The organism is Brachybacterium kimchii, from assembly GCF_023373525.1.
GTDB classification, from domain to species: domain Bacteria; phylum Actinomycetota; class Actinomycetes; order Actinomycetales; family Dermabacteraceae; genus Brachybacterium; species Brachybacterium kimchii.
This window is the reverse complement of the sequence record NZ_CP097218.1, coordinates 3,872,489-3,895,460: the sequence shown is the minus strand read 5'-3', so window position 1 is coordinate 3,895,460 and position 22,972 is coordinate 3,872,489. Positions and strand designations below refer to the sequence as shown.

The window sequence follows — 22,972 nt, the reverse complement described above, 5'->3', positions numbered from 1 at the left end:
CTCATCGCACCATCGGCCCAGGTAGTCTCGGCCCATGGATCTGAGCACCACCCTCGCGATCGTCTCGATCGTCCTCAGCGTGATCGTCGTCGTGCTGCTCGCCGTGGTGCTCGTGCACGTGCGCGCGCAGCGCCGCCAGGTCGATGATCTCGCCCGCGCCCGCGCGGACCGAGCAGTGCTGGCGAACGAGGGCCCGTCGTTCACCCACGTGGCCGTGGTGATGAATCCGTCCAAGCACGACGATCCCGAGCAGTTCCGCGAGCGACTGCGCACGATCGCCGAGCGGCTGCTCGGCATCGAGCTGCACTTCCACGACACCACGCGCGAGGACCCCGGCCGTGGCCAGGCCGAACAGGCCCTCACGGACGGCGCCGACCTGGTGATCGCGGCGGGCGGCGACGGCACGGTGCGCGAGGTCGCCTCGGCACTCGCCCATTCCGGTGTGCGGATGGCGATCCTGCCCGTGGGCACCGGCAACCTGCTCGCCCGCAATCTCGACCTCCCGCTCGACGACCTCGAGAAGGCGCTGCGGGTCGCCCTGCTGGGAGCCGACAGCATGGTCGACATGGGCTGGATGCGCACCGGCGGCTCCTCCTCGGAGATCTCGACGGCTCAGAAGCGGGCGTTCCTCGTGATCGCCGGTGTGGGCGCGGACGCCGAGGTCATCGGCGCCACGAACCCGAAGATGAAGCGACGCATCGGCTGGCCCGCCTACGTGGTCGCGGGCCTCGACAAGATCGCGGGCCGCGCGTTCTCCGCGCGGATCACGACCCCCTCCGGCCACAGCGTCGACGTCGATGCCCGCACCGTGCTGATCGGCAACGTGGGGCGTCTGCCCGGCGGCATCGTGCTGATGCCCGACGCGACGGTGGACAATCATCGCCTCGACGTGCTCGTGCTCTCCTGGCGCGGCGCCGCGGGACTCAGCCAGATCATCGCCCGTCTCGTCCAGCCCGCGCTGCACCCCAAACCCCAGCTCTCCACGATGGAGCAGGCGCTCACCACGAGCGTGAGCGTGGTGACCACCAAGCCGCAGCCCGTCCAGCTCGACGGCGACACGGAGGGGAAGGCGACCCACCTGCTCGCCGAGGTCGATCCCGGCGCGCTGATCATGCGCACGCCCGCCAGCGTCGCGGACCGCGCGGTCGAGACCGACAGGCAGCAGGTCGGCCCGCACGTCACGGAATCGGATCAGATCGACGGCGGGGAGGACCCGATGGACCCCAAGGACTCCGAGCCGGCGCCGTCGGACACATCCGTCACGGGACGGGCGTGATCATCCTGCTCAGCTCGCCCACCCAGCGGCTCGCGTCGTCGTAGGAGTCGTCGGCCGTGGCGACATCGACCGTCGAGCGCTGCCGGTCCGCGCGCGGGTAGGACCCCAGGTAGATGACCTGCGGGCACATGCGGTGCAGACCGCGCAGTGCGCTGGCGACGCGCCGGTCCTCGAGATGGCCCTCGGCGTCGATGGAGAAGGAGTAACGGCCCAGGGCGTCGCCGATGGGGCGGGACTCGATGCGGGAGAGGTTCACGCCGTTGGCGCTGAACTGCTCGAGCATCTCCAGCAGCGCGCCCGAGCGGTTGTGCGGGAGGTGGACGACGAGCGTGGTCTTGTCCGCCCCGGTGCGCGCGGGGATCCGGCTGTTGCGGGTGACGATGACGAAGCGGGTCTGAGCGCCCTTCGTGTCCTCGATGCCGCGCGCGAGGACCTGGAGCCCGAAGTGCTCCGCGGCCAGCGGTGAGCAGATCGCGGCGAGACCTTCGGCCTCCTCCTCGCTCGACTCGGCGATGGCCCGCGCCGCCGCGGCGGTCGAGGAGGCCGGCTCGATCGCGGCGCCCGGCAGGTTCTCGCGGATCCACCCCTGGACCTGCGCCTGCGCGTGGGTGTGGGAGGCGACGGCGCGCACCTCGGACAGGTCCATCTGCCGCTTGGCGGCGAGCACGAAGGTGATCGGGACGATCTGCTCGGCGACGATCGTGATGCGGTCGTGCGAGGCGAGGACGTCGAGCGTGCCGGACACCCCGCCCTCGACCGAGTTCTCGATCGGCGCCGTGATCGCGTCGATGTCACCGCCGACGAGCGCCGCGGTCGCGGTCGCGACCGACGTGAAGGGGATCAGCTCGGCCCCGGCGCGCAGGTCTTCGGGCGCCTCCGCGAGGGCCTGCAGGAGCGCCTGGTGGGTGAAGGTGGTCTCGGGGCCGAGGAATCCGTACCGCATGGCTGCAGGGTATCCGCGGAGGGCGTGCGGCGTGGGCGCGGTCCAGGGCTCAGCGGCCGGGTGCTCCCTGCGCATCCGGCTCCTGCGGCCAGGGGCCCGGCCCGAACCAGTACCGCCTGTGCTCGCCGATCGAGCTCTCGTACTGCCCGCCGTTGCGCTCGATCGTGCGTCGCGAGGCTTCGTTGGTCTCGGCGCAGCAGACGAGCACGGGATCGATGCCCAGGCCCGCGGCCTCCGAGAGGCCGACGGCGAGCGCTGCGCCCGCGACGCCTCGACGGCGGGCGGAGGGCCGCACCGAGTAGCCGATGTGCCCGCCCTGGGTGAGCAGGAACCGGTTGAGGTGGTGGCGCAGGGCGAGGAATCCGAGCAGTGGCCCGCCATCCGCCCAGGTCTCGTCGACGATCCACCGGTACGAGCAGTGCACCCGCTCGGGCGCTGGAGGGGTCGACGTGTTTCCTTCGGCGAGGCGCTGCTCGATGTAGCGCGCGAACTCCTCGGGCGCGGGTTCGGGGGTCGAGTCCGTGACATAGCCCGAGCCGTCGATCGGCCCGTCCTCGAAGTCCCGCAGGCACGCCGCCCAGGACTCGAAGCGGGCGGGGTCGGGGGCGGTCAGCCGGATCATCGGGCCAGCGTAATGGGGCCGTCGCGGCCGTCTTGGTCGTCGCGGCCGCCGTGCTCGAGGTCGAGATCGCGCTCGAGACCGAGATCGAGTTCCCAGCGTTCGACGCTGCGACCCGGGTCGCCGGGGTGGCGCTCGCTCCGGCCCGTCGGCCGTGCGCCCGCTCCCCTCGCGACGTGCTGGGACGCCGCGTTCTCCGGCGCGATGCGCAGGACGAGCGTGCAGATGCGCGCATCGGACTCCGCGGCCTCCCGCAGCGCGCGAACGATCGCGGCGCCCCACCCGTGCCGTCGATGCGGAGCGAGCACCCAATAGCTCATGTCCGCCTGCCCGCGCTCGAGGCCGGGGCCGAGCAGGTGCAACCCTCCCCCGCCGACGATCTCGCCGCGGGCACTGGGGGCGCCTGCGCCGGTGCCCGCGTCCGTGCCCGCGTCCTTGGCGGTGTCCGTGTCGGAGTCGGCGCTGCCGTCGGCGACCTGGCGCGCGGCGAACTCGCGCAGGGGCCCGTCCGCGCTCCACCGCTCCGCACGCTCGAGGAACTCCGCGAGCTCTCCGGGCTCCCAGCGGCAGCCGAAGACCTCTTGGGCGAGAGCGCGGTCCTGACCGGCGAGGATGGCGCCGGCATGCGACCTCCCGAGGCGCTCGAGGCGCACGGACCCGTCGCGCCGACCCGCATCCACCCGTCCCACCGGACCCTCAGGACCCTCCGGCCCCACCGGACCCACCGGACCCACCGGACCCACCATCAGAGCGTGGTCATCCCTCGAGGGGGACGAAGTCGAACTCCTGGAACGCGGCGACCTCGGTCTTCCACCGGCGTGCGACGAAGCCCTGGTGGTCAGGGTGGGCGTCGTAGGCGGCGTACGCGTCCCGGTCGGCGAAGCGCATGGCGAACTGGAAGCGGAAGTCGCTCTGCTCCCCGACCTGCCGTGACGCGGTGAACTCCTCGACGCCGGGGACCGCGGGGAGGATGCGTCGCGCGTCGTCGAGGAAGGCCTGCTCCTCGCCGGAGCCGGGCTCGTGCGCGAGGGTGAAGCAGACGGTGTGGAGGATCATGCGGGGCTCCTCGGAGGTGGGCCGAAGCGGAGGTCGGCGAAGCGGAGATGGGCGAAGCGGAGATGGGCGAAGCGGAGATGGGCGAAGCGCACGTCGGGCACGGATCGCCGGTGATCCTGGGCAATCTACCGGCCTGCCTGCCGCTGCCACCGCGCGGTCTCACGCGGCGCCTCGCGGACTCGCCGCGCGCCGCCTCGCCCGGAGCAGCAGTGTGAGCGGCCGCCCCGCGTCGCCTTCTACGATCATCCGGTGACCTTCCCTCCGTCGGCCATCCGCCCGAGCTCGGCCCCGGCACGCGCGCCCCGATGCCTCGACCGCGCCACCCGCCCGTTCGCGCTCGCCCTCGCGCTCGCCCTGTTCGTCTCCGTGCTGCTTCCTGCGCTCGCCCCCGCGTCGGCCCGAGCGGACGCCACCGCAGCACCCGCCGCGCAGGGCCCCTCGGAGCAGCCCGTCGAGCTCGTCCTCGCGACCGCGGGGCTCAACTGGGAGGACGTCTCCGAGGCGACCCCGCACCTCATGTGCCTCGCCGAGCGCTCGGGGACCGCCGCGATGAGCGTCGGCTCGATGACGCCGCTGACACCCACGCGCCGCCAGGGCATGGAGACGCTGACCAGCGGTTATCTGGGCCTCGCATCCCAGTCCCACCGCACCTCCCGCTCACCACAGCCCGCAGAGGACCTGGTCTCCGCGCTGCCCGACGCCCCCGAGGTCGTCTCCCTGGACTCGCTGCCCGCGCGCGGCGCGGACGAGGACCCCGTCGACCCCGGCTCGGCGCGCGGCCGCGCCCTCGCCGCGCTCGACGAGGAGGTCGGGAAGCAACTCGATGCCGTCGGCGGCTGCGACAGCGCATCGATGGGGCGGGTGCTGCTGGTCTCCGTCGCCCCCTACGATCCCGAGGACTCCGCAGCCGTCGAGGAGGGCCGCTCCCCCGCGCCCGGACCTGACAGGCTGCAGGTGGTGATGGACTCCGGTTTCGCGAGCGGCTCCCTGACCAGCGGATCCACCCATCAGGAGGGGGTCGTGCTGCTCACCGACGTGGTGCCGACGATCCTCGCGAGCCACGGGGAGAGCGCCCCCGATGCGCTCCCCGGGCAGGTCTTCGAGGGCACGCCGGCGAGCGCCGACGGGTCTGCCGGCGACGAGTCGGGGGCCGACGGGTCGAGCACCGACGCGTCGGGCACCGACGGATCCGATGCCGTCGTCCGCGACACCGCCGGCGTCCGCCTCGCCACCGACCGCTCCGCCGCGAACGTGCTGGTCGACGGCGCGACGTGGTGGGCGCTGGGGTCCTGGCTGGTCCTGCCTGCACTCGGTCTGCTGGTGCTGCTGATCCCCCGCCTCGCGGGGCGCCGTCGGCTGTCCGCCCTCGGGCGCGCCGCGGCGGTGTGCCTTCCCCTCGGGCCGGCGGCAGGACTGCTCGCAGGAGCCGTGCCCTGGTGGAGGGCCGCGCACCCCGCGCTCGCACTCACCGCCGTGGTGTGGGGATTCGCCCTCGTGCTGTCGGCGATCGCCCTGCTCGGTCCCTGGCGCCGTGTCCGGTACGGACCCGCAGGGGCCGCGGGGGCGCTGCTCGCCCTGGCCATCCTCGCGGAGTCCGCGACCGGCTCCCAGCTGCAGCTCGGCTCCCCGCTCGGGGCGCAGGCGATCCGCGGCGGACGCTTCTACGGGATCTCCAACCATCTCTCGGGAATGGTGCTGGCGGGCACGATGATCGCGCTTCTCGCCGTGTGCGCCCGGCTCACGCGTCCGCGCTCGCGCGTGCTCGCGGTGATCGGGATCGGGATCGTGGTGATGGGCGTCAGCGCGGCGCCGACGATGGGCGCCGACTTCGGCGGCGTGCTCGTGCTGGTGCCCGCGCTCGGACTGCTCGCGCTCATGCTGAGCGGGATCCGGGTGCGCTGGTGGCATCTGCTCGCGGTCGGCGGGGCGGCGGTGGTGGCCGTCGGAGGCGTCTCGGTGCTCGACTGGCTGCGCCCGCCCGCGCAGCGCACGCATCTGGGACGGTTCGTGGACCAGGTGCTCTCCGGCGAGCTACTCGACGTGGTCGCCAGCAAGGCGCAGCAGAACATCGACCAGGTCACCACGTTCTGGCCGCTGCTGGGTGTGCTGCTGGTGGCCGCCGTGCTCTGGCTGTGCTCGCTCGTCCCCTCCCGCACGCGCATGCGGCGCCTCGCGGCCTTCGACGCCCGGCACCCCGCCGCCCGGCCCGTGCGCATCGCGCTCGGCGTCGGCGCCTGGATCGGCTACGCGACGAACGACACCGGGGCGATGCTGCTGCTCGCCGCGCTCGCGGTCTCACTGCCGCTGATCGCGGCGATGCTCCCGGATCCTGCGGTCGGCGCGCGCGGCGAGACGCGCGGAGACGGCGCGCGCAGCGACGCCGACGCACGCGGACAGGTCGGCGCGACCGACGGTGAGGCTCCTCCCGGGACGGCCGCATACCATCGCTGACGTGCTCTTCCCCCGTCGGCCCCTTCCACGCGCGACCCTCCGCGCGAGCGCACGGACGCCCTCGAGAACCGCGCGACGCGCCCTCCCCCGTCCGATCGTCCTCGCCGCGCTGTGCGCGCTCCTGGCGACGGCGGCCACCCTCCTGGGACCGATCGGATCTGCACGGGCGGACGACGGAGCCGACGCAGGGGCGTCGACCGCACCGGTCCGCATGGCCCTCGTGACCTCGGGGCTGACCTGGGAGGACGTGTCCGAGGAGAAGACGCCGCACCTGCAGTGCCTCGCCGGGAACGCTGGTGTGGGAGCCATGAACACGACCTCGACCACCGTGGTCTCCACGAAGCGGCAGGGCGAGGAGACGCTGCGCACCGGCTTCCGCGGGCTCGCCGCGATGGCTCCGGCGAGCGCCGGTGTCCCGAATCCGCCCGTCGACCAGCTCGCCCGCATCCCCGGTGGCACCACCGAGATCGACGCGAGCGAGGACGTCCCCGTCGGCCGCATCAGCGCGGCGCTCGACGGCGATGGCGCAGGAGACGACGGCTCCGGGGTCCTCCTCGTCGATCTCGGCTCGGCCACCTCCTCGGATCTCGCCGCGCTGGACGAGCGCGCCGGGGAGGTGCTCGACGCCGCGGGCGGCTGCGCGGCCGGCTCCGCGGATCTTCCCCGCACGCTCCTGGTCTCCGTCGCGGCGACCGACCCGGTCGATCCCGCCGCCGTCGAGACCCAGGGGTCGATCGCCTCGCGCACCGCCGGTCTGCAGGTCGCGATGGACACCGGCCGCCCCGGCGAGGCGCTGTCCAGCGGATCGACGCATCAGAACGGGCTCGTCGTGCTGACCGACGTGCTGCCCACCGTGCTCGAGAGCCACGGCGTCGAGCCCACGCTCACCCTGCCCGGGCAGTCCTTCGAGGGGGCGGACACCCGCGTCGGCCCCCAGCAGCTCGCCCTGGACCGTTCGCTCGCCGCTCGGCTCGTGGACGGCGCGTCGCCGCCCGCGTTCCTCTCCTGGCTGTCGTTCGGGGCCGCCGGGCTCGTCCTCCTGCTGATCGGCCCGCTGCGCCGCCGTGATCGCGTGCGGCATCTGGCCCGCTCGCTGCTCGCGATCGCCCCGCTGTGCTTCCCGGTCGCGCTCATGTCCACGCTCGTGCCGTGGTGGCGGGCCGAGCATCCGGCTCTGGCGCTGACGGGCGTGGTGTGGGCCGGGTCGGCGGTGCTGGCCGCCGTGGTCCTCGCCGGGCCCTGGCGGCGATCGCGCTTCGGCCCTCCAGGGGTCTCGTTCTCGCTGGTCGCAGGGCTCATCCTGCTGGAGTCGGCGCTCGGCTCGCCGTGGCAGACGGGGTCGCCTCTGGGCGCGAACGCCATCTCCGGGGCGCGCTTCTACGGACTCTCGAACCACCTGTTCGGCATGGTGCTCGCGGGCACGCTCGCCGCCCTGGGCTGTCTGTTCACGCGCGTGCGCGCCCCGCGCGCCCGGGTGATCGCGACGGTGACGACGGGCGTCGTGGTCTCGGCGGCCTGCGTCGCCCCGTCGATGGGCGCCGATTTCGGCTCGATGCTCGTGTGCGTGCCGACGTTCGGGCTGCTCGCCCTGCTCGTCTCCGGGATCCCGCTGCGCTGGTGGCACGTGCTGGGGCTGTATGCGGCGGGTGTGGTCGCCGTGGTCGGGGTGTCGGTGCTCGACTGGCTGCGTCCGCCCGCATCGCGCTCCCACCTGGGTCGATTCATCGACGACGTGCTGTCGGGCGGGCTCGGGACCGTGGTGCTGCGCAAGCTGGGCCAGAACCTGCAGATGCTCGTGGACTTCCCGGGGCTCGCGCTCGTGGTGCTCGCGGCGCTGCTCGGCTCGGTCGCGATCCTCATGCCGCGTCGCCTGCACTGGCGGGCGCTCGAGCAGCTGGACCAGGAGCATCCGAGCGGCCGCACGGTGCGGATCGCGCTGGTCGCGGGCGGATGGCTGGGCTACGCGGTCAACGACACGGGCCCCGTGCTGATCGCCGCCGTGCTGGGCCTCAGCGTCCTCGCTCTCGCGGCCGTGCTGCCTGCCCGGGAAGATGCGCCGGGCGGCAGGGTGGAGCAGCGAACGGGTGGAGCGCCGAGCAGGTGAGGCGCCGCGCAGCGTGAGCGGCTCCGGCTGACCCTGCTGACCTGAGCCCGCGCCTCGGGTGGGCCTCAGTCCTGGTGACCGCGATCCCGCTGCCCCTCGGCGTCCGCCTCCTCGACGGCCGACTGGACCACGAGCGAGGTGTACTCGCCGGCGTCCATCGGCAGCTCGATGCGCTCGGGCACGCGCGGCACACTGCGCTGGAGATGCGCGGCCATGATCACCGCGTGCTCGGGAGCGAAGGGTCCGTCCACGGGGGCCTCGTGCATGCGTCGTCCCAGTTCATGGAGATCGGAGCCGGCGAGCAGCACGACGTCCTCGGGCTCGAACGGCCCGTCCACGGGCAACGCCCGCAGGTCCGCGTCGAGGGCCGCGATGTCGACCTGCTCGAGCTCGCGCGCGTCCTCGGCGTCGAAGGGCCCCGAGGCGGGCAGGTCCGCGAGAGTGCGGGCCGACGGGGCGTCGCCGGACGACTCGTCCGCGGAGTCGGGGGCCGACGGGGATTCGGGGACGGTCGCGCTCGTCGGCTCCGGCTCCGGCTCCGGCTCCGGCTCCGGCTCCGGCTCCGGCTCCGGCTCCGGCTCCGAAGAATTCTCGTCCACGTCTGCTCCCGCGGACGACGCCATTCCCCAGGCGTCGACGTCATCCGGATAGTTCGTGGGTGCGGGACGCGGAAGCGTGGGCTCCGCCGCTGCCTCACGATCGCTCGCGGCGGCAGGATCGGTGTCGTCGATCAGCTCCGTCGTCTCTGACGGTGGGGCCTCGTCCACCGGCTCGACCTCCTCGGCCGGCTCGGACGGCTCAGACGGCTCAGACGGCTCAGACGCGGCGAACGGTGCGACCTCGTCGGCCTGCTCCGCGGCGTCCGTCCGGTCGGCCTCGTCGGCCCGCTCCGCCTCGACGTCCTCGACGTCCTCGACGTCCTCGACGTCCTCGACGACACTGTCCCTCGCATCGTCGTGCGCTGCGTCCTCGGTGTCCGCGTCGGTCTCCTCGAGTGCCACCGGCGCCGGAGCCGATTCGTCCGCGACCACCGAGTCCTCCGCGAGCATCGGCTCCTCCGCGACGGGCGACTCGTCGGCGACGACGACAGGATCCTCGGCGTCGACCGCCATCTCGTCCGCGACCTCCGGCGGGTGCACGGTGCGGCGGCGCAGCAGCGCGCGTGTGACATCGCGCAGCTGGGCGGCGCGGTGCAGCTGTCCGGAGAGGTCCTTGCCGGTGGCGCGATGGCGCAGCTCGCAGGGCACCTCCTTCACCCAGAACCCGCCGGTCAGCGCGTCGATCGTCAACGACGTCTCCACACCCCACCCGGGGGCGAGCGGCTGGCACGCCTCCCAGGTCTCGCGGGTGATGCAGCGCGTGCCCGAGAGCGGCTGCTGCGGCTCCCAGCCGGTGATGCGGCGGATGCCGTTGCGGGCGGTGCGCACCACGATCCCGAAACCGGCGGCGCCGTTCTGCGGGGGCAGCAGGGCGATCGCCATGTCGACGCCGTCGTCGAGGACGGCGTCCACGAGCGGGGCGGCGTTCTCGGCGCTGTCCTCCATGTCGCCGTCGAGGAACAGCAGCGCGCGGGACATGAGGTCCGACGGGGAGATCACGGGCAGCGGGCCCGTGTGGCCGGGCATGCGCGGCTCGGCGTGGAGCTCCTCGCGGAAGTCCACGCCGCCGTCGGCCGCCTCGGTGTCCTCGCGCATGGCGATGACGCGCGCGCCGGTCGCCATCGCGGCGGCCTTCCCGCGGTTGGTGCGGTGGCGGACCACGAGCGCGCCAGCGCCGGTGGCGACCGCTGCGGTCGCATCGCTCGAGCCGTCGTCGACGACCACCACGGTGTCCACGCGGTCGATGCGCTGGGCGGCGCGGATCGTCGCCTCGATGCGGTCGGCCTCGTCCTTGGCGGGGATCACCACGGCGACCGCCGTGGGACGGTCCGCCGCGAGCGGCCCCGCCGCGCTCATCGCAGGGTCACCTGGCGCGCGACGATGCCGCCCCGGGCGCGCCGCTCCGCGACGGTGAGCGGTGCAGTGGTCTCGAGCGCCTCGAGGAAGCGGGCGCTGAACGCCTCCGCCCGGGCCTCGACGCCCTCGGCCCCGAAGCCGGAGGGCAGGTCCCAGACGGGGATGGTGAGGCCCTCGGCGCGGAAGGAGCCGACGTACTTCGTGCCCTCGTCGATGCCGGACTCACGGCGCGCGTGCAGGCGGGCCACGGCGTCGACGACGCGGTCCTCGTCGGCATCGAGGACCCAGCGCAGGTGCTCCTTGGGGCCGGCGTCGACCCAGTAGGCGTGCTCGAGGCCCGCGACGGGACGGGTCGGCATGATCTTCTCGTTCGCCTCCCGCAGGGAGGCCTCGACCTCGGCGGTGCGATCGGCCTCGGGGTCGACCCAGAACTCGAAGGAGTCGTGGACCTCGATCGCGAAGTCGCCGTCGAGGTCCAGCACGTCCTGGAGGCGCGGGGAGTCGTCCTCGAGGGCGACCGTGGGGACCGGCGATCCGGGCTCGAGCGCGAGGGCCTGCACGATCGCCTGGCCGAAGGCGCGCGAGAGGTCCCCGCCGGGGACGCTCGCCTGCAGGCCCACGACGACCGAGCCGTCGGAGCGGCGGATCGCGGGCCAGTTCATCGGCAGGATCGTGGCGAGGGTGACGGCCTCGCTTCCATATTCGGCGGTGGTCCGCGCGCTGATGGTCGCGGCGGGGATCAGCTGGCGCATCGCCACCAGATCCTGCTCCTGCGGCAGACCCTCGAAAGGACGGCGGACCAGCGCGTCTCGTGAGCTCGTCGACATGCGCGCCAGTCTACCGATGCGTCGGCCCGACGGAGGAGCGGGGCGCGCGGGCCCGTACCGGGCCCCGTGCCAGGCACAGCACCACGGCGCCGAGCAGCATCATCACGGGATACTGCACGACGAGCTGGTCGGACATCCAGTACAGGGCGAGCGTCGCACTCGAGGCGAGAGCGAGCAGGCGCCTCCCCCAGCCCAGCGCGAGCCCGGCGCCGAGGGCCAGTTCGAGAACGGGGATGCCGATCCCGAACGCGCCGGACAGCGGGGCCATCACGTGCTCCGCGAACAGGCCGAACACTTCGGGCACGCGCGGATCGGACCGCGCCCCCTCGACGACCAGGCCGATGTCCGCAGCGCCGAACCCGGCATGCACCTTCACCGCGCCCTCGACCAGCCAGAGCGCGGCCAGGACGAGGCGCGCGACCAGCGCCGCGCCGACGGCGACCGACGCGGCGCGCCCACTCCAGTGCGCCCGCTCGCTCCCAGGGCTCACGACAGCGCGGCGCTGCCGAACACGGCCTTGGCCTTGTCGCAGTGGACGACCACGTGGTCGTACTGCGAGAGATCGACGCCCTCGACGGAGAACGTCTGCTCGGCCGAGTCGTACGCGACGTCGCCGAGCTCCATCCCCGAGCCGACGGCGGCCTCGTCGTCGCCCTTCGCGAGATAGAGGTGCAGGTCGGGCCCCTCATCCGAGGAGAATCCGCTGAGCATGAGCTTCCCGTCCTCGATGCTCACCTTCCCTGCGACGCTCTTGCCGTTCGCCCCGGCGAAGCTGCCGTGCGCCATGGACATGGCCATGTCGCCGCCCATGTCCCCTCCGCCGTCGGACGCCATGCCTGCGTCGCCGCCTCCGTCGCTCGTCCCCATCGCCGACGAGCCGTCCTTCGCCGCGCCGTCGTCCATCGAGCCGCCCGAGCCGGAGCCGCAGGCGGCGAGGCCGGCGGCGAGCGCGAGTGCTCCGGCGCCGAGGGCGGCGCGCTGCAGGGTGCGGGTGATGCGCATGGGAGTTCCTCCTGTGTCGAGGGCCGGGATGCTGCCCGGCCCGGGCGTCGGCCCGATGCCGACCCCGATGACGACCAGTCGATCCGGCGCGTCGGCCGCGGAGAAGGAGGATGACGGCTCCGTGAGCGCGATGACGGAACCGTAAGGGCGCGTGACGGATCCGTAAGGTCCGCGGCCGATCCCTGCGCCTACGCTGGCTGCGTGGCCGGCAGCGAGAGGACGAGCGCGGGCGCACGGGTGATGATCGTCGAGGACGATCCGGCCGTGCGCACGGTGGTCGGCGACCATCTGCGGGCGGCCGGTCACCGGGTCGAGCCCTTCGCGGCGGGAGATGCGGCGTGGGAGGCGATGCGCACGCGGCTCCCGGACGTGATCGTGCTGGATCGGATGCTGCCGCGGCTCAGCGGCGACGAGCTGTGCCGCCGGGTGCGCGGGATCAGCGACGTGCCGATCCTCATGCTCACCGCGCTGGGCACGGTCGACCACCGCATCGAGGGGCTCGAGCACGGGGCCGACGACTACCTGCCCAAGCCCTTCTCCCTGCGCGAGCTGCAGCTGCGGCTCGAGGCCCTGCTGCGTCGGCGCCTGCCCGATGCGGCGCCCGTCGCGTTCACCGCCGGCGCGTTCCGCGTGGATCCGGCGCATCGGCGGCTGCGGATCGGCGATCGTGAGATCGCGCTGACCTCGCGCGAGTACGAGCTGTTCCTCTTCCTGTTGGGTCGCGAGGGCCAGGTGGTGCGGCGGGACGAGATCCTCCGTGAGGTCTGGGGCTGGAGCGAGGGCGACGCCTCGACGGTGACCGTCCACGTGCGCCGCCTGCGCGAGAAGATCGAGCCCGACCCGACGACCCCGCGGTTCCTGCGCACCGAGTGGGGCGCCGGGTACCGCCTGGAGACGGGGGACGCCGCGTCGACGCGACGGGCTCAGCCGCCACAGACGGCACGGCCGACTCCCCCGTCGCGATCGTCGGGGCCCACGTGCTGAGCGCGATCGACTACCTGCTCATCGTCGCGACGACGATCGTGTGCACGGGCGTCGTGATGGGCGGCGCCTGGTGGGCGCTGCATCTGAACCGGCGCGGCAGCATCGTCTCGCAGACGGTGATCCTGCTGGTCGCGACGGTGCTCTCGATCGCGGCGACGACCCTCGCGGTGCTCGTGGAGATGTACTTCACCGCGCACGACCTCACGGTGCTGGCCTGGGTGCTCGCCGTCTCCGGACTGATCTCGATCGCGGCCGCGCGCCTGCTGCTGGGCCGGCGGGTGCGCACCTCGATCACGGCTCTCGCGGACTCGGCGCGGCGGCTCGGGGACCGCGCCGGGGCCGGGGCCGGCGTCGAGGCCGACGGTCCCGGCTGGAGGGAGTTCGAGACCCTCTCCGCCGAGCTCGAGGAGACGTCCCGCCGGCTCAGCTCGGCCCGCGCGGAGATCGAGGCGCTGGACGCGGACCGTCGGCAGTCGATCGCGTGGATCTCCCACGACCTGCGGACCCCGCTCACTGGTCTGCGCGCGATGGCCGAGGCGCTCGAGGCGGGCACCGCCGATGATCCTGTCGCCTATGCGCGCGGCATCCGCGGCCGGGTGGACACCCTCAGCTCGATGGTCGAGGACCTCTTCGAGCTCTCCCGCCTGCAGTCCGGCACCCTCGTGCTGCGGCGGGAGACGGTCGAGCTCCTGGACCTCGTCTCCGACGCCGTGGCCGACGTGATGCCCGTGGCCCAGCAGCGCGGCATCCGGATCGTGCACCGCGGCATCGAGGGCCGCGTGCTGCGGGCGGATCCGCGCGAGCTCACCCGCGCGCTCGCGAACCTCCTCAGCAACGGCGTGCGCCACTCCCCCGAGGGCGGGGAGATCGTGGTCTCGGCCGATGTCCTGCCCCGCGACCGACTGGTCCTCAGCGTCCTGGACCAGGGGCCGGGCGTGGCGAGCGAGCACATCGGACGGATCTTCGAGGTCGGCTGGCGCGAGGATCCCGCGCGCACGCAGTCCGACGACCTCGGCGGATCCGGCGGCGCGGGCCTCGGTCTCGCGATCGTGCGCGGCATCGCCGAGGCCCACGGCGGCGACGTCTCGGCGCAGCGGGTCGACGGCGGCTTCCGCCTCGACCTCGTGCTGCCCGCGGGGTGAGCTCGAGCTGCGCTCGGGAGAACACGCCGCCCCTCTGCCGGCACCGGTGGAACCCGTGACGCACGCTCCTGTTGATCCCGTGCCGCCCGCTCCTGAGAATCCCGTGCCGCCCGCTCCCGTTAATCCCTTGCCGCCCGCTCGAGTCCGGTCCTACGCTCGTCGGACACAGGGAAGGAGGTGATCCGACAGATGAAGTTCTCTCGGACATGTGAGGTGGCTCGCCGCTGAGGCGGCCATCGACCTGACCGGCGGCAACGCCGCCGACCACCAGATCGAGGGACGTGCAGCGAATCCCACCGAGCTGCCCGGACCCGCAGGCGCCGGACCCCGTCCATCCGGCAGGCGCACGAGCGCAGCCTGCGGGTCCGCCCATGCCCGGGCCACGACGACGACGTCGTCCCGGCTCCCTCAGCGCACCACCGAGCTGAGCAGCAGGCTCGTCTCCGAGTTGACGACGCCCTCGATGCCGCGGATCCGGCGCAGCACGCCGTCGAAGGCCGCGAGGTCCTCGCAGGCGATCTCGGCGACCAGGTCCCAGCCGCCGTTGGTGGTGTGGAGGTTCTGGATCTCGACGAAGCCGCGCAGGGCGTCGATCGCTCGATCCGTCGTGCGGCCCTCGACCTCGATGAAGGAGATCGCGCGCACGGGCGCCGCCTGCGCGTAGTCGCGCACGCGCACCGAGAAGCCGACGATGACGCCCCGGGCGGTGAGCTTCTCGATCCGGTGCGAGACCGTGGCCCGCGAGACGCCGAGCCGCTGCGCGAGCGAGGCGATCGGCGCGCGGCCGTCGGTGCGCAGCGCCGCCAGCAGCCGCCGGTCCAGATCCGTCAGCCGGTCCGCAGAGCCGTCCCGTGCAGTGTTCATGCGCAGAATGCTAGATCCCGGCTCGCAGACTGCGCATGCACTTGGCAGATCTCGCGCGATCCTGCTCTTCCGCCTGCCATCTGCGAAATCTACTCTGAGCTTCACCAGGCACACCGCGAGAGACGGAGCGATGACGATGACGCAGCTGCTCGACGTGGCGAACATGGCCCGCTGGATCGTGCGGGACGGCGCCCAGAACATCCTCACCACCATGGTCGGCTACCTCGACCACGACTTCCGGCGCTGGCAGAGCTTCGAGCGGATCCCCCGGATCGCGAGCCACACGCCCTTCGGCGTGATCGAGCTGATGCCGACCTCCGACGGCGAGACGTACGCGTTCAAGTACGTCAACGGCCACCCCTCGAACCCCGCGCGCGGCTTCCAGACCGTGACCGCCTTCGGCGTCCTCGCCGACGTCGACAACGGCTACCCCGTGTTCCTGTCCGAGATGACGCTGCTGACGGCGCTGCGCACCGCGGCCACCTCCGCCCTCGCGGCCCGCACCCTCGCCCGGCCCGACTCCCGCGTGCTCGCCCTCATCGGCGCGGGCTCGCAGTCGGAGTTCCAGGCCCTCGCCTTCCGCGGGGTCCTCGGCATCGAGGACCTGCGCGTGTTCGACGTCGACCCCGCGGCGGTCGACAAGGTGCGCCGCAACCTCGAGCCGCTCGGCTTCCGCATCCACGACGCGGCGACCGCCGCCGAGGCGGCCGAGGGCGCGGACATCATCACGACCTGCACCGCCGACAAGGCCCAGAACCGGGTCCTGGACCTGGCCGACGTGCGCCCCGGCGTGCACGTCAACGCGATCGGCGGCGACTGCCCCGGCAAGACCGAGCTGGACCCGCGGATCCTCGAGGCCGGGGACGTGTTCGTCGAGTTCACGCCGCATACCCGCATCGAGGGCGAGATCCAGCAGATGCCGGAGGACTTCGCCGTCACCGAGCTCTGGGAGGTGCTCACGGGCACGGCCGCGGGGCGCACCTCGCCCGAGCAGATCACCGTGTTCGACTCGGTGGGCTTCGCGATCTCCGACTTCTCGGGCCTGCGCTGCGCACGCGACGCGACGAAGGGCACCGACCTGGTCTCCGACGTGGACCTGGTGGCCTCCCCGAGCGACCCGAAGGACCTGTTCTCGCTGGTCAGCTCGCTGTCTCCGGTCGGCGGGCGATGAGTGCCCCGGCCCTCGCCGGCGCTCGGACGTCGCCCTCGCTCCCCGTGCAGTCCCCGTCGCGGGCCCTGCTGGTGCGGCCCCACCACTTCACGGCGAACCCGGAGACCGCGCTCGACAACGCCTTCCAGTCCCTCGGCGCCGCGCGGGCCGTGGATCCCGTCGTCCTCGCCCGGCGGGCGTACGACGAGGTGGGGCGCCTCGCGGACGCGCTCGACGCGGCGGGCGTCGCGGTGACGATGTTCGACGACCCGGGCACGGCGACCCCGGACAGCGTGTTCCCGAACAACTGGCTGAGCACGCACGCGGACGGCACGCTCGCGCTGTTCCCCATGTATGCGCCCAGCCGCCGCGCCGAGCGCCGCGCGGACATCGTCGCCGCCCTGCGCACCCGCTTCCACGTGCGCAGGGTCGTCGACTACTCCGACGGCGAGGCCGATGCGCGCTATCTCGAGGGCACCGGGGCGATGGTGCTCGACGACGTCACGCGCACGGCGTTCGCGTGCCGCTCGCGGCGCCTCGACGAGACGCTGCTGGCGGAGGTGTGCGCGGATCTCGGTCTCGAGCCCCTCGTCTTCGATGCGGCCGATGCCGCGGGCGTGCCCGTCTATCACACGAACGTGCTGATGAGCGTGGGGGCCGAGGTCGCCCTCCTGGGTGCCTCGATGATCCGGGACCCGGCGCGGCGCGAGGCGGTGCGGGAGCGTCTGCGTGCGGGCGGCAGGGAGGTCGTCGAGCTCGACGAGGGCCAGGTGCGGGCCTTCGCGGGGAACTGCCTCGAGGTCGCGGCGGATGCCGGCCCGTCGGCTGCCGGTCCGGCGGGCGGCGCCGCAGGCGGCGCCGCGAGTGACGCCGCGGGCGAGCGCTCGCTGATGATGTCCGCGACCGCCGCGGCGGCGCTCACCCCGGATCAGGTCCGCCGGATCGAGCGCTCGTGCCGGGTGCGCGCGGTCGAGGTGCCGACGATCGAGACGGCGGGCGGCTCGGTGCGCTGCATGATCGCCGGGATCCACCTGGCGCCGCGCGTCTGAGCTGCTCGCCGGCTCCTCACGCGCGCGAGCGCCAGAGCAGCCACACGAAGTAGGGCGCCCCGATGATCGCCACCACCAGCCCTGCGGGAACCTGGGCGGGGGCGATGAGCGTGCGGCCGATCGTGTCGGCGATGCTCACCAGCAGCGCGCCCAGCAGCATCGCGACCGGCACGGAGCGCACGTGCCGCGCGCCGACGAGGGCCCTCGCGAGGTGCGGGGCGACGAGCCCCACGAACCCGATCGTGCCCACCGCGATGACGCTCACCGAGGCGAGCACGGCCGCGCACGCGATCACCGCGAGACGGGTGTGCTCCAGGCGCACGCCGAGGATCCGCGGGGAGTCCTCGTCGAGCGCGAGCAGGTCGAGCTCGCGCGAGCGGGAGAGCACGAAGGGCGCGATGAGCACGAGGGCGATCGCGACGATCGCGACGTCGACGAGGCTGCGGCCGTAGGTGGTGCCGGAGAGCCAGGTGAGCAGGCGCGGCGTGTCCCACGGGTTCTGCCACAGCAGCAGGAACGTGGAGAGGGAGGAGAGGGCGAAGCCCATGCCGATGCCCACGAGCACGAGGCGCTCGGGACGGATGCCGCGCCGCCAGGCCAGCAGGTAGATGACGGCGAAGGTGACGAGGCCGCCGACGATGGCGGCGCCCACCATCACGGGCCTGCTCGCGCCGCCCGCGCCGCCGGCGCCGATCGCCAGCACGGCGCCCAGGCCCGCCCCGGCGGTGATGCCGAGGATGCCGGGCTCGGCGAGCGGGTTGCGGACGGTGGACTGCACGACGCTGCCGGCGAGCGCGAGGGACGCCCCGCCCACGATCGCGGCGGTGGTCCTCGGGAGGCGCTCGTCGAGCGCGAACCGCACGGGCGCCGGCGCCGCGTGCTGGATCCACAGGAGCACGTCGCCCGTGCGCAGCCAGAGGCTGCCCGCGAGCAGTCCGACGAGTGCGGCTCCGGCGAGCGCCGCGAGGACGATCACGCCGATCACGAGGGCGCGCCTTCCGGAGCGCGGCGGGGTGCGGGCCTGCGGCGGCTCCTTCGCGGGCCCCGAGTCACGCAGCCGACGGGCCAGGACGATCATGATGATCGCGCCCAGCAGGGAGGTCGCGATGCCGGTGGGGATCTTTGCGGCGGCCTCGGCGCCGGCGATGCCCCGCAGCAGCGCGTCGGCCGTGATGACGACGAGCGCACCCAGGAGTCCCGAGGCGGGGACGAGCAGCACGTGGCGGTGGAGGGCGGGCAGCAGCACCGCGAGCAGGCGGGCGAGTACCGGCGCGCCCAGTCCCACGAAGCCGACGGGTCCGGCGACGGTCACGGCGATCGCGGTGAGCAGCACGGCGCCGAGGATCCCGAGCACGCGGGTGCGGCGCACGGGGATGCCGAGCGAGGAGGCGGCGTCGTCGCCCAGTCCCAGGATGTCCAGGCGCCGGGAGATCAGCAGCATCACCACGAGCACCCCGGCGATCACCGGGATGGCGCGCAGGGAGGCGTCGAGGTTCAGCTGGGCGAGGGAGCCGCTCCCCCACGCGAACAGGCCCGTGGTCTGCACCTCGAAGAGGATCAGCAGGGCGGAGGTCGCGGCCTGCAGGGCGAGCGCGACGGCGGACCCGGCGAGCACGAGCCGGGTGGTGGAGGTCCCCGCACCGCCCGAGATCGCGAGAACGAGGCCCGCGGCGGCAAGCCCGCCGGCGAAGGCCACGGCGCCGGAGGCCCAGATCGGCACGGCCAGTCCGAAGGCGGCGACGGCGACGATCGCGAGGTAGGAGCCGGCGGTCACCGCGAGGGTGTCGGGCGAGGCGAGGGCGTTGCGGGAGATGGACTGCAGGACGGCGCCGGCCGCGCCGAGAGCGAAGCCGACGGCGATCCCGGCGAGCAGCCGCGGCAGGCGCGAGGCCGAGAAGATCGCGGAGACGGGGACGCCGCCCTCTCCCGCCCGGTCGGCGGGCTCCGCCCCGACGGCGGCGCGCAGCAGGTCCCCGAGGCCGACGCCCGAGGTCCCCTGGGTGAGGTGCCAGGCGCCGACGACCACGAGCACCACGGCGAGCACGACGAGCCCGCCGCCGCCCGCGAGCAGCGCGCCGACGCCCGGGCGCCGGGGCGCGGCCGGGGCCGGCGTCGCGGCCGGGGTCCGCTCCGCGCCCTCGGGGGTGGTGGTCGGGCTCGCCGTGGGGCTCACGGGCGGGTCACTTCGTGAGCGCGTCGACGTAGGCGTCGACCGCCTGCTCGGAGGTGCGGGGGCCGCCGAAGGTCCAGATGCTCGAGGGGAACGGGTGGGCGCGGCCGTCCTCGACGGCGGGCAGCGAGGTCCAGATGTCGTTCTTCTCGAGCTCGGTGACGTAGTTGCCGGCCGGGTCGTCGGTCGACGTGTAGAAGAGGTTCGCGTCGCCCACGGAGGTGAGGCCCTCGATGTCGGTCTGGCCGAGCCCGTAGATCGCGTCGGTCTTCCCGGTCCAGGCGGGCTTCAGCCCGAGCTGCTCGCCGAGCGCGCTGAACAGTGCGCCCTTGCCGAAGGGGCGGATGGAGACGTTGCCGCCGTCGACCCAGCCGTCGAAGTAGACGAAGTCGCGCGTGGGCAGGTCGACGTCCGCGACCTTCTTCTTGGCCTCGGCGAGGTGCTGGTCGAACTCCTGGAGGACCGCGTCGGCCCGCTCGGTGCGGCCCGTCGCCTTCCCGATCAGGGAGAACAGGTCCTTCATGTTCCCGATGGGGTCCTTCGCGTCGGCGCCCTGGGTGGCGAGCACGGGCACTCCGCGCTCCTCGAGCTGGCCGATGATCTCGTCGTCCTTGCTGGAGGCCTCGACGATGATGAGGTCGGGGTTCGTGCCGTAGAGGGTGTCGAGGTCGGGCTCGCCGCGCTGGCCGACGTCGGTGACGCCGTCGGGCAGCTTCTCGGCGGTGTCCCAGGTGCTGAAGCCCTCGGCGTCGGCGACGCCCACGGGGGTCACGCAGAGGCTGAGGAGGTCCTCGGTCTGCTGCCATTCGAGGACGGCGACGCGCTTCGCGGGCTCGTCGAGCTTCACGGTGCGGCCGAAGTCGTCGGTGAGCTCGACGGGGCCGGTCGCCGTCGAGGTGGAGTCGTCGGCGCAGGACTCGGACACGGCGGAGGCGTCCTTCGTGGCGTCCGTGGACGCCTCGACGTCGGTGGTGCCGCAGGCGGCGAGCGAGAGGGCCGTGAGGCCCAGGGTGAGGACGGCGCCGAGGCGGCGCAGCGGGGACGGGCGCGACGAGGCGGACGTCGGCGCGAGGGTCCTGAGCGAGGTGGTGGTCATGGTTCTCCGGGGGATGACGGCCGGGCGGCCGGGTGGGCGGGACGGTGTGCGGCCGGGTGGCGGCTGCGGCGGGGCGAAGCGCGGGGTGGGGCGGGGCGAAGTGTGGGGCGACGCGGGACCGGGGTGCAGAAGGGGGTGCGGGGGCGGCGCTCGGGACGACGGGAGTTCAGCGGGCGCGCGGGCGTCGCTCGGCGACCTCGATCCGGCGGCGTCCGCTGGCGGGATCGGTGCTGGTCTCGATGGGTATCTCGTAGACCTCGCTGAGATGCTGCGAGGTGAGGACCTCGTCGACGGTGCCGGCGGCGTGGACGTCGCCGCGGCGCAGCAGCACCACGCGGTCGGCGATGCGGGCGGCCTGGGCGAGGTCGTGCAGGACCACGCCGATCGCGGCGCCGTGCTCGGTCGCGAGGTCCTTCACGAGGTCGAGGGTCTCGATCTGATAGCGCAGGTCGAGGTGGTTGGTGGGCTCGTCGAGCAGGACGATGCCGGTGTCCTGGGCGAGGCAGGAGGCGAGCCAGACGCGCTGGACCTCGCCGCCGGAGAGCTCGCCGACGCCGCGCGCGGCGAAGGCCGCGGTGCCGGTCAGCTCCATGGCGCGCTCGATCGCGGCCTCGTCGGCCTCGGAGAGACCGGCGAAGCGGCGGCGGTGCGGGTGACGGCCGAAGCCGACGACCTCGCGCACCGTGAGGCCCTGCGGGGTGCCGCGGCTCTGGGAGAACAGGGTGAGGGTGCGCGCGAACTCCTTGGCGCCCATCAGCACCGCGTCGCGCTCGGCGATGCGCACCTCGCCACGGGTCAGCGGGTGCAGGCGGGAGACGGCGCGCAGCACGGTCGACTTGCCGCTGCCGTTGGGGCCCAGCAGAACGGTGACCTCGCCGGGGCGGATCTGCAGGTCGACGCCGTGGACGACCTCGCTGCGGCCGTAGCGCAGCACGAGGCCCTCGGCGTCGAGCCGGCGCGCGGGGTCCAGGGGTGCGGGGTTCCGGGAGGTCTCGCCCGGTCCGTCGGCGGCGAGGTCCTCGGCGGGGACGGCGCTCTCCTCGACGGCGGTCGATCGGAGATCGGTCGTCATGAAGGAGAGCCTAACCGTGCCCCATGTCCGACCACACCCCCGGACCGCCCTCAGAGCTGTGCACTGCGGCACAGCGGGAGGGCGAGGGAGCGAGGGACGCGGCGGGGAGGCGAGGGCGCGAGAGGGACGGCGCCCTCAGTGCTCCCCGCTCACCTCGACGATCTCGGCGGCGCGGCGCTCGAGGTCCATGGGCTCGACGCCGTCGAGCATGTGCAGGGCGAAGTCCTCGCTGAAGCGCTCGAACAGGAGGGTGCCGCGCACGGAGTTGCCGTGCAGGTCCAGCTGCGGGGCGTAGGTCGCGATGCCGAAGCGGGAGGGCAGCGCGGCGATGATGCCGCCGGCCACCCCGGACTTCGCGGGCAGGCCCACGTCGCTCACCCAGTCGCCCGCGTTGTCGTACATCCCGCAGGTGAGCATGACGGAGAGGGTCTTGCGGGCGGCGACGCGGGAGAAGACCTCCTCGCCCGTCAGCGGGTTCGTGCCGCCCGAGGCGAGGGTCGCGGCCATCACGGCGAGATCGGTGACCGAGGCGAGGACCGCGCACCCCTCGATGTACCCCTCGACGACCTCGTGGGCCTCCTCGGTCATCGAGCCGGCGGCCCGCAGCATGTACGCGAGCGCGAGATTGCGGTCCGCCGTGCGGGCCTCCTCGCGGCGGGTCGCCTCGTGGAGGGCGAGGGTGTGCCCGGCGGCGGCCTCGAGCACGGAGCGCAGGCGCTCGGTGCGCTCGCCCTGGGTGGGGCCGAGCATCGCGTGCGTGCGGATCGCCCCGATGTTCACCAGCGGGTTCTTGGGCTTCTTCGTCCACACGTCGAGGCTGAGGGCGTTGAACTGCTCGCCCGTGGGCTCCTCGTCGACGATCGAGTTCACGTACTCGAGGCCGTGAAGGTCGATCGCGGCGCCGTAGGCGAAGGCCTTGGAGATCGACTGGATCGGGAAGCAGTGGTCGGTTCCGGCGGTCATGATCTCGCCGTCGGTCATGCACAGGGCGACGCCGAGGTGGTCCTCGCGGGCACCGGAGAGGCGGGCGAGGTCGGGGACGTCGCCGTCGGGCACGGCGGAGCCGAGGACGTGCATCTGCCGGTCGAAGTAGGTGCTGAGCGCGCTGGTCACCCTTCGGACCGTACACGGGGCGCGGCGAACTCCCCAGCCCGGCGCTGCGGGCGGGCCGGCGGGGCGGTGAGGACCGGCGGTGCGGGCAGGCGATCGCGC

The 22,972-nt window shown here is 73.6% G+C and carries 20 protein-coding genes; 7 read left to right on the top strand and 13 right to left on the bottom strand.

Features of this window, described 5'->3' with window-relative positions:
• Positions 1 to 34 precede the first annotated feature (34 nt).
• Positions 35 to 1,276 carry a diacylglycerol/lipid kinase family protein gene (locus tag M4486_RS17650; RefSeq protein WP_249478632.1) on the top strand — a complete coding sequence of 414 codons (1,242 nt, stop codon included), beginning with the start codon at positions 35 to 37 and terminating at the stop codon, positions 1,274 to 1,276.
• On the opposite strand, the gene pheA is transcribed toward M4486_RS17650, so the two are convergent.
• The 4 genes from pheA to M4486_RS17630 all read right to left on the bottom strand — a co-directional run bounded on the left by pheA (position 1,260) and on the right by M4486_RS17630 (position 3,894).
• The gene (gene pheA / locus M4486_RS17645) at positions 1,260 to 2,219 is read right to left on the bottom strand and encodes a prephenate dehydratase (protein ID WP_249478631.1); all 960 of its coding nucleotides are present in this window, start codon (positions 2,217 to 2,219) and stop codon (positions 1,260 to 1,262) included. The two genes, M4486_RS17650 and pheA, sit on opposite strands and share 17 nt — an antisense overlap.
• A gap of 49 nt (positions 2,220 to 2,268) precedes the next feature.
• Positions 2,269 to 2,841: a GNAT family N-acetyltransferase gene (locus tag M4486_RS17640; protein ID WP_249478630.1), complete on the bottom strand. Its 573-nt coding sequence runs from the start codon at positions 2,839 to 2,841 to the stop codon at positions 2,269 to 2,271.
• The gene (locus M4486_RS17635; RefSeq protein ID WP_249478629.1) at positions 2,838 to 3,527 is read right to left on the bottom strand and encodes a GNAT family N-acetyltransferase; all 690 of its coding nucleotides are present in this window, start codon (positions 3,525 to 3,527) and stop codon (positions 2,838 to 2,840) included. Before M4486_RS17635 ends, M4486_RS17640 begins: the two co-directional genes overlap by 4 nt.
• A gap of 67 nt (positions 3,528 to 3,594) precedes the next feature.
• Entirely contained in the window at positions 3,595 to 3,894 is a 300-nt protein-coding gene (locus M4486_RS17630) for a Dabb family protein (protein ID WP_249478628.1), read from the bottom strand.
• Between the two features lie 249 nt (positions 3,895 to 4,143).
• Here M4486_RS17630 and M4486_RS17625 point away from each other — a divergent pair, with 249 nt between their 5' ends.
• Positions 4,144 to 6,345, top strand: coding sequence for a hypothetical protein (locus M4486_RS17625; RefSeq protein WP_249478627.1), 2,202 nt, complete (start codon positions 4,144 to 4,146; stop codon positions 6,343 to 6,345).
• Position 6,346: 1 nt separating this feature from the next.
• Positions 6,347 to 8,449, top strand: a complete 2,103-nt coding sequence (locus M4486_RS17620; RefSeq protein ID WP_249478626.1) for a hypothetical protein — start codon at positions 6,347 to 6,349, stop codon at positions 8,447 to 8,449.
• A 65-nt stretch (positions 8,450 to 8,514) separates the two neighbouring features.
• Here M4486_RS17620 and M4486_RS19890 read toward each other — a convergent pair whose 3' ends face one another.
• From M4486_RS19890 to M4486_RS17600, 4 genes are read right to left on the bottom strand one after another with little or no spacing between them, the layout of a single operon-like run.
• Complete coding sequence (locus M4486_RS19890; RefSeq protein WP_346731755.1) at positions 8,515 to 10,404, bottom strand: glycosyltransferase; 1,890 nt, start codon at positions 10,402 to 10,404, stop codon at positions 8,515 to 8,517.
• The gene (locus M4486_RS17610; protein WP_249478625.1) at positions 10,401 to 11,231 is read right to left on the bottom strand and encodes a DUF5926 family protein; all 831 of its coding nucleotides are present in this window, start codon (positions 11,229 to 11,231) and stop codon (positions 10,401 to 10,403) included. The genes M4486_RS19890 and M4486_RS17610 overlap by 4 nt, the downstream gene beginning before the upstream one ends.
• A gap of 10 nt (positions 11,232 to 11,241) precedes the next feature.
• On the bottom strand, positions 11,242 to 11,721 hold the full coding sequence (locus tag M4486_RS17605; RefSeq protein ID WP_249478624.1) for a DoxX family membrane protein: 480 nt from the start codon (positions 11,719 to 11,721) through the stop codon (positions 11,242 to 11,244).
• Positions 11,718 to 12,233: a DM13 domain-containing protein gene (locus M4486_RS17600; RefSeq protein ID WP_249478623.1), complete on the bottom strand. Its 516-nt coding sequence runs from the start codon at positions 12,231 to 12,233 to the stop codon at positions 11,718 to 11,720. The genes M4486_RS17605 and M4486_RS17600 overlap by 4 nt, the downstream gene beginning before the upstream one ends.
• Positions 12,234 to 12,434: 201 nt before the next feature.
• Here M4486_RS17600 and M4486_RS17595 point away from each other — a divergent pair, with 201 nt between their 5' ends.
• Positions 12,435 to 13,217, top strand: a complete 783-nt coding sequence (locus M4486_RS17595; protein WP_346731754.1) for a response regulator transcription factor — start codon at positions 12,435 to 12,437, stop codon at positions 13,215 to 13,217.
• Positions 13,211 to 14,359, top strand: a complete 1,149-nt coding sequence (locus M4486_RS17590) for a sensor histidine kinase (protein ID WP_249478622.1) — start codon at positions 13,211 to 13,213, stop codon at positions 14,357 to 14,359. Before M4486_RS17595 ends, M4486_RS17590 begins: the two co-directional genes overlap by 7 nt.
• Positions 14,360 to 14,767: 408 nt before the next feature.
• Here the strand turns inward: M4486_RS17590 and M4486_RS17585 are convergent, their stop codons facing one another.
• Complete coding sequence (locus M4486_RS17585; RefSeq protein WP_249478621.1) at positions 14,768 to 15,223, bottom strand: Lrp/AsnC family transcriptional regulator; 456 nt, start codon at positions 15,221 to 15,223, stop codon at positions 14,768 to 14,770.
• 136 nt (positions 15,224 to 15,359) lie between these two features.
• Between M4486_RS17585 and M4486_RS17580 the strand changes: the two genes are divergently transcribed.
• Both M4486_RS17580 and M4486_RS17575 read left to right on the top strand, forming a co-directional pair.
• A complete protein-coding gene (locus M4486_RS17580) occupies positions 15,360 to 16,394 on the top strand; it encodes an ornithine cyclodeaminase (RefSeq protein WP_249478620.1) in 1,035 nt (344 codons plus the stop codon).
• Positions 16,391 to 17,422 carry an arginine deiminase-related protein gene (locus M4486_RS17575; protein WP_249478619.1) on the top strand — a complete coding sequence of 344 codons (1,032 nt, stop codon included), beginning with the start codon at positions 16,391 to 16,393 and terminating at the stop codon, positions 17,420 to 17,422. Before M4486_RS17580 ends, M4486_RS17575 begins: the two co-directional genes overlap by 4 nt.
• A 16-nt stretch (positions 17,423 to 17,438) precedes the next feature.
• Here M4486_RS17575 and M4486_RS17570 read toward each other — a convergent pair whose 3' ends face one another.
• From M4486_RS17570 to glsA, 4 genes are all read right to left on the bottom strand, one after another.
• A complete protein-coding gene (locus M4486_RS17570) occupies positions 17,439 to 19,595 on the bottom strand; it encodes an iron ABC transporter permease (protein WP_249478618.1) in 2,157 nt (718 codons plus the stop codon).
• Positions 19,596 to 19,602: 7 nt separating this feature from the next.
• Positions 19,603 to 20,688 carry an iron-siderophore ABC transporter substrate-binding protein gene (locus tag M4486_RS17565; RefSeq protein ID WP_249478617.1) on the bottom strand — a complete coding sequence of 362 codons (1,086 nt, stop codon included), beginning with the start codon at positions 20,686 to 20,688 and terminating at the stop codon, positions 19,603 to 19,605.
• Positions 20,689 to 20,854: 166 nt separating this feature from the next.
• On the bottom strand, positions 20,855 to 21,760 hold the full coding sequence (locus M4486_RS17560) for an ABC transporter ATP-binding protein (RefSeq protein WP_249478616.1): 906 nt from the start codon (positions 21,758 to 21,760) through the stop codon (positions 20,855 to 20,857).
• Between the two features lie 135 nt (positions 21,761 to 21,895).
• Positions 21,896 to 22,873, bottom strand: a complete 978-nt coding sequence (gene glsA, locus M4486_RS17555) for a glutaminase A (protein ID WP_249478615.1) — start codon at positions 22,871 to 22,873, stop codon at positions 21,896 to 21,898.
• Between the last annotated feature and the right edge of the window lie 99 nt (positions 22,874 to 22,972).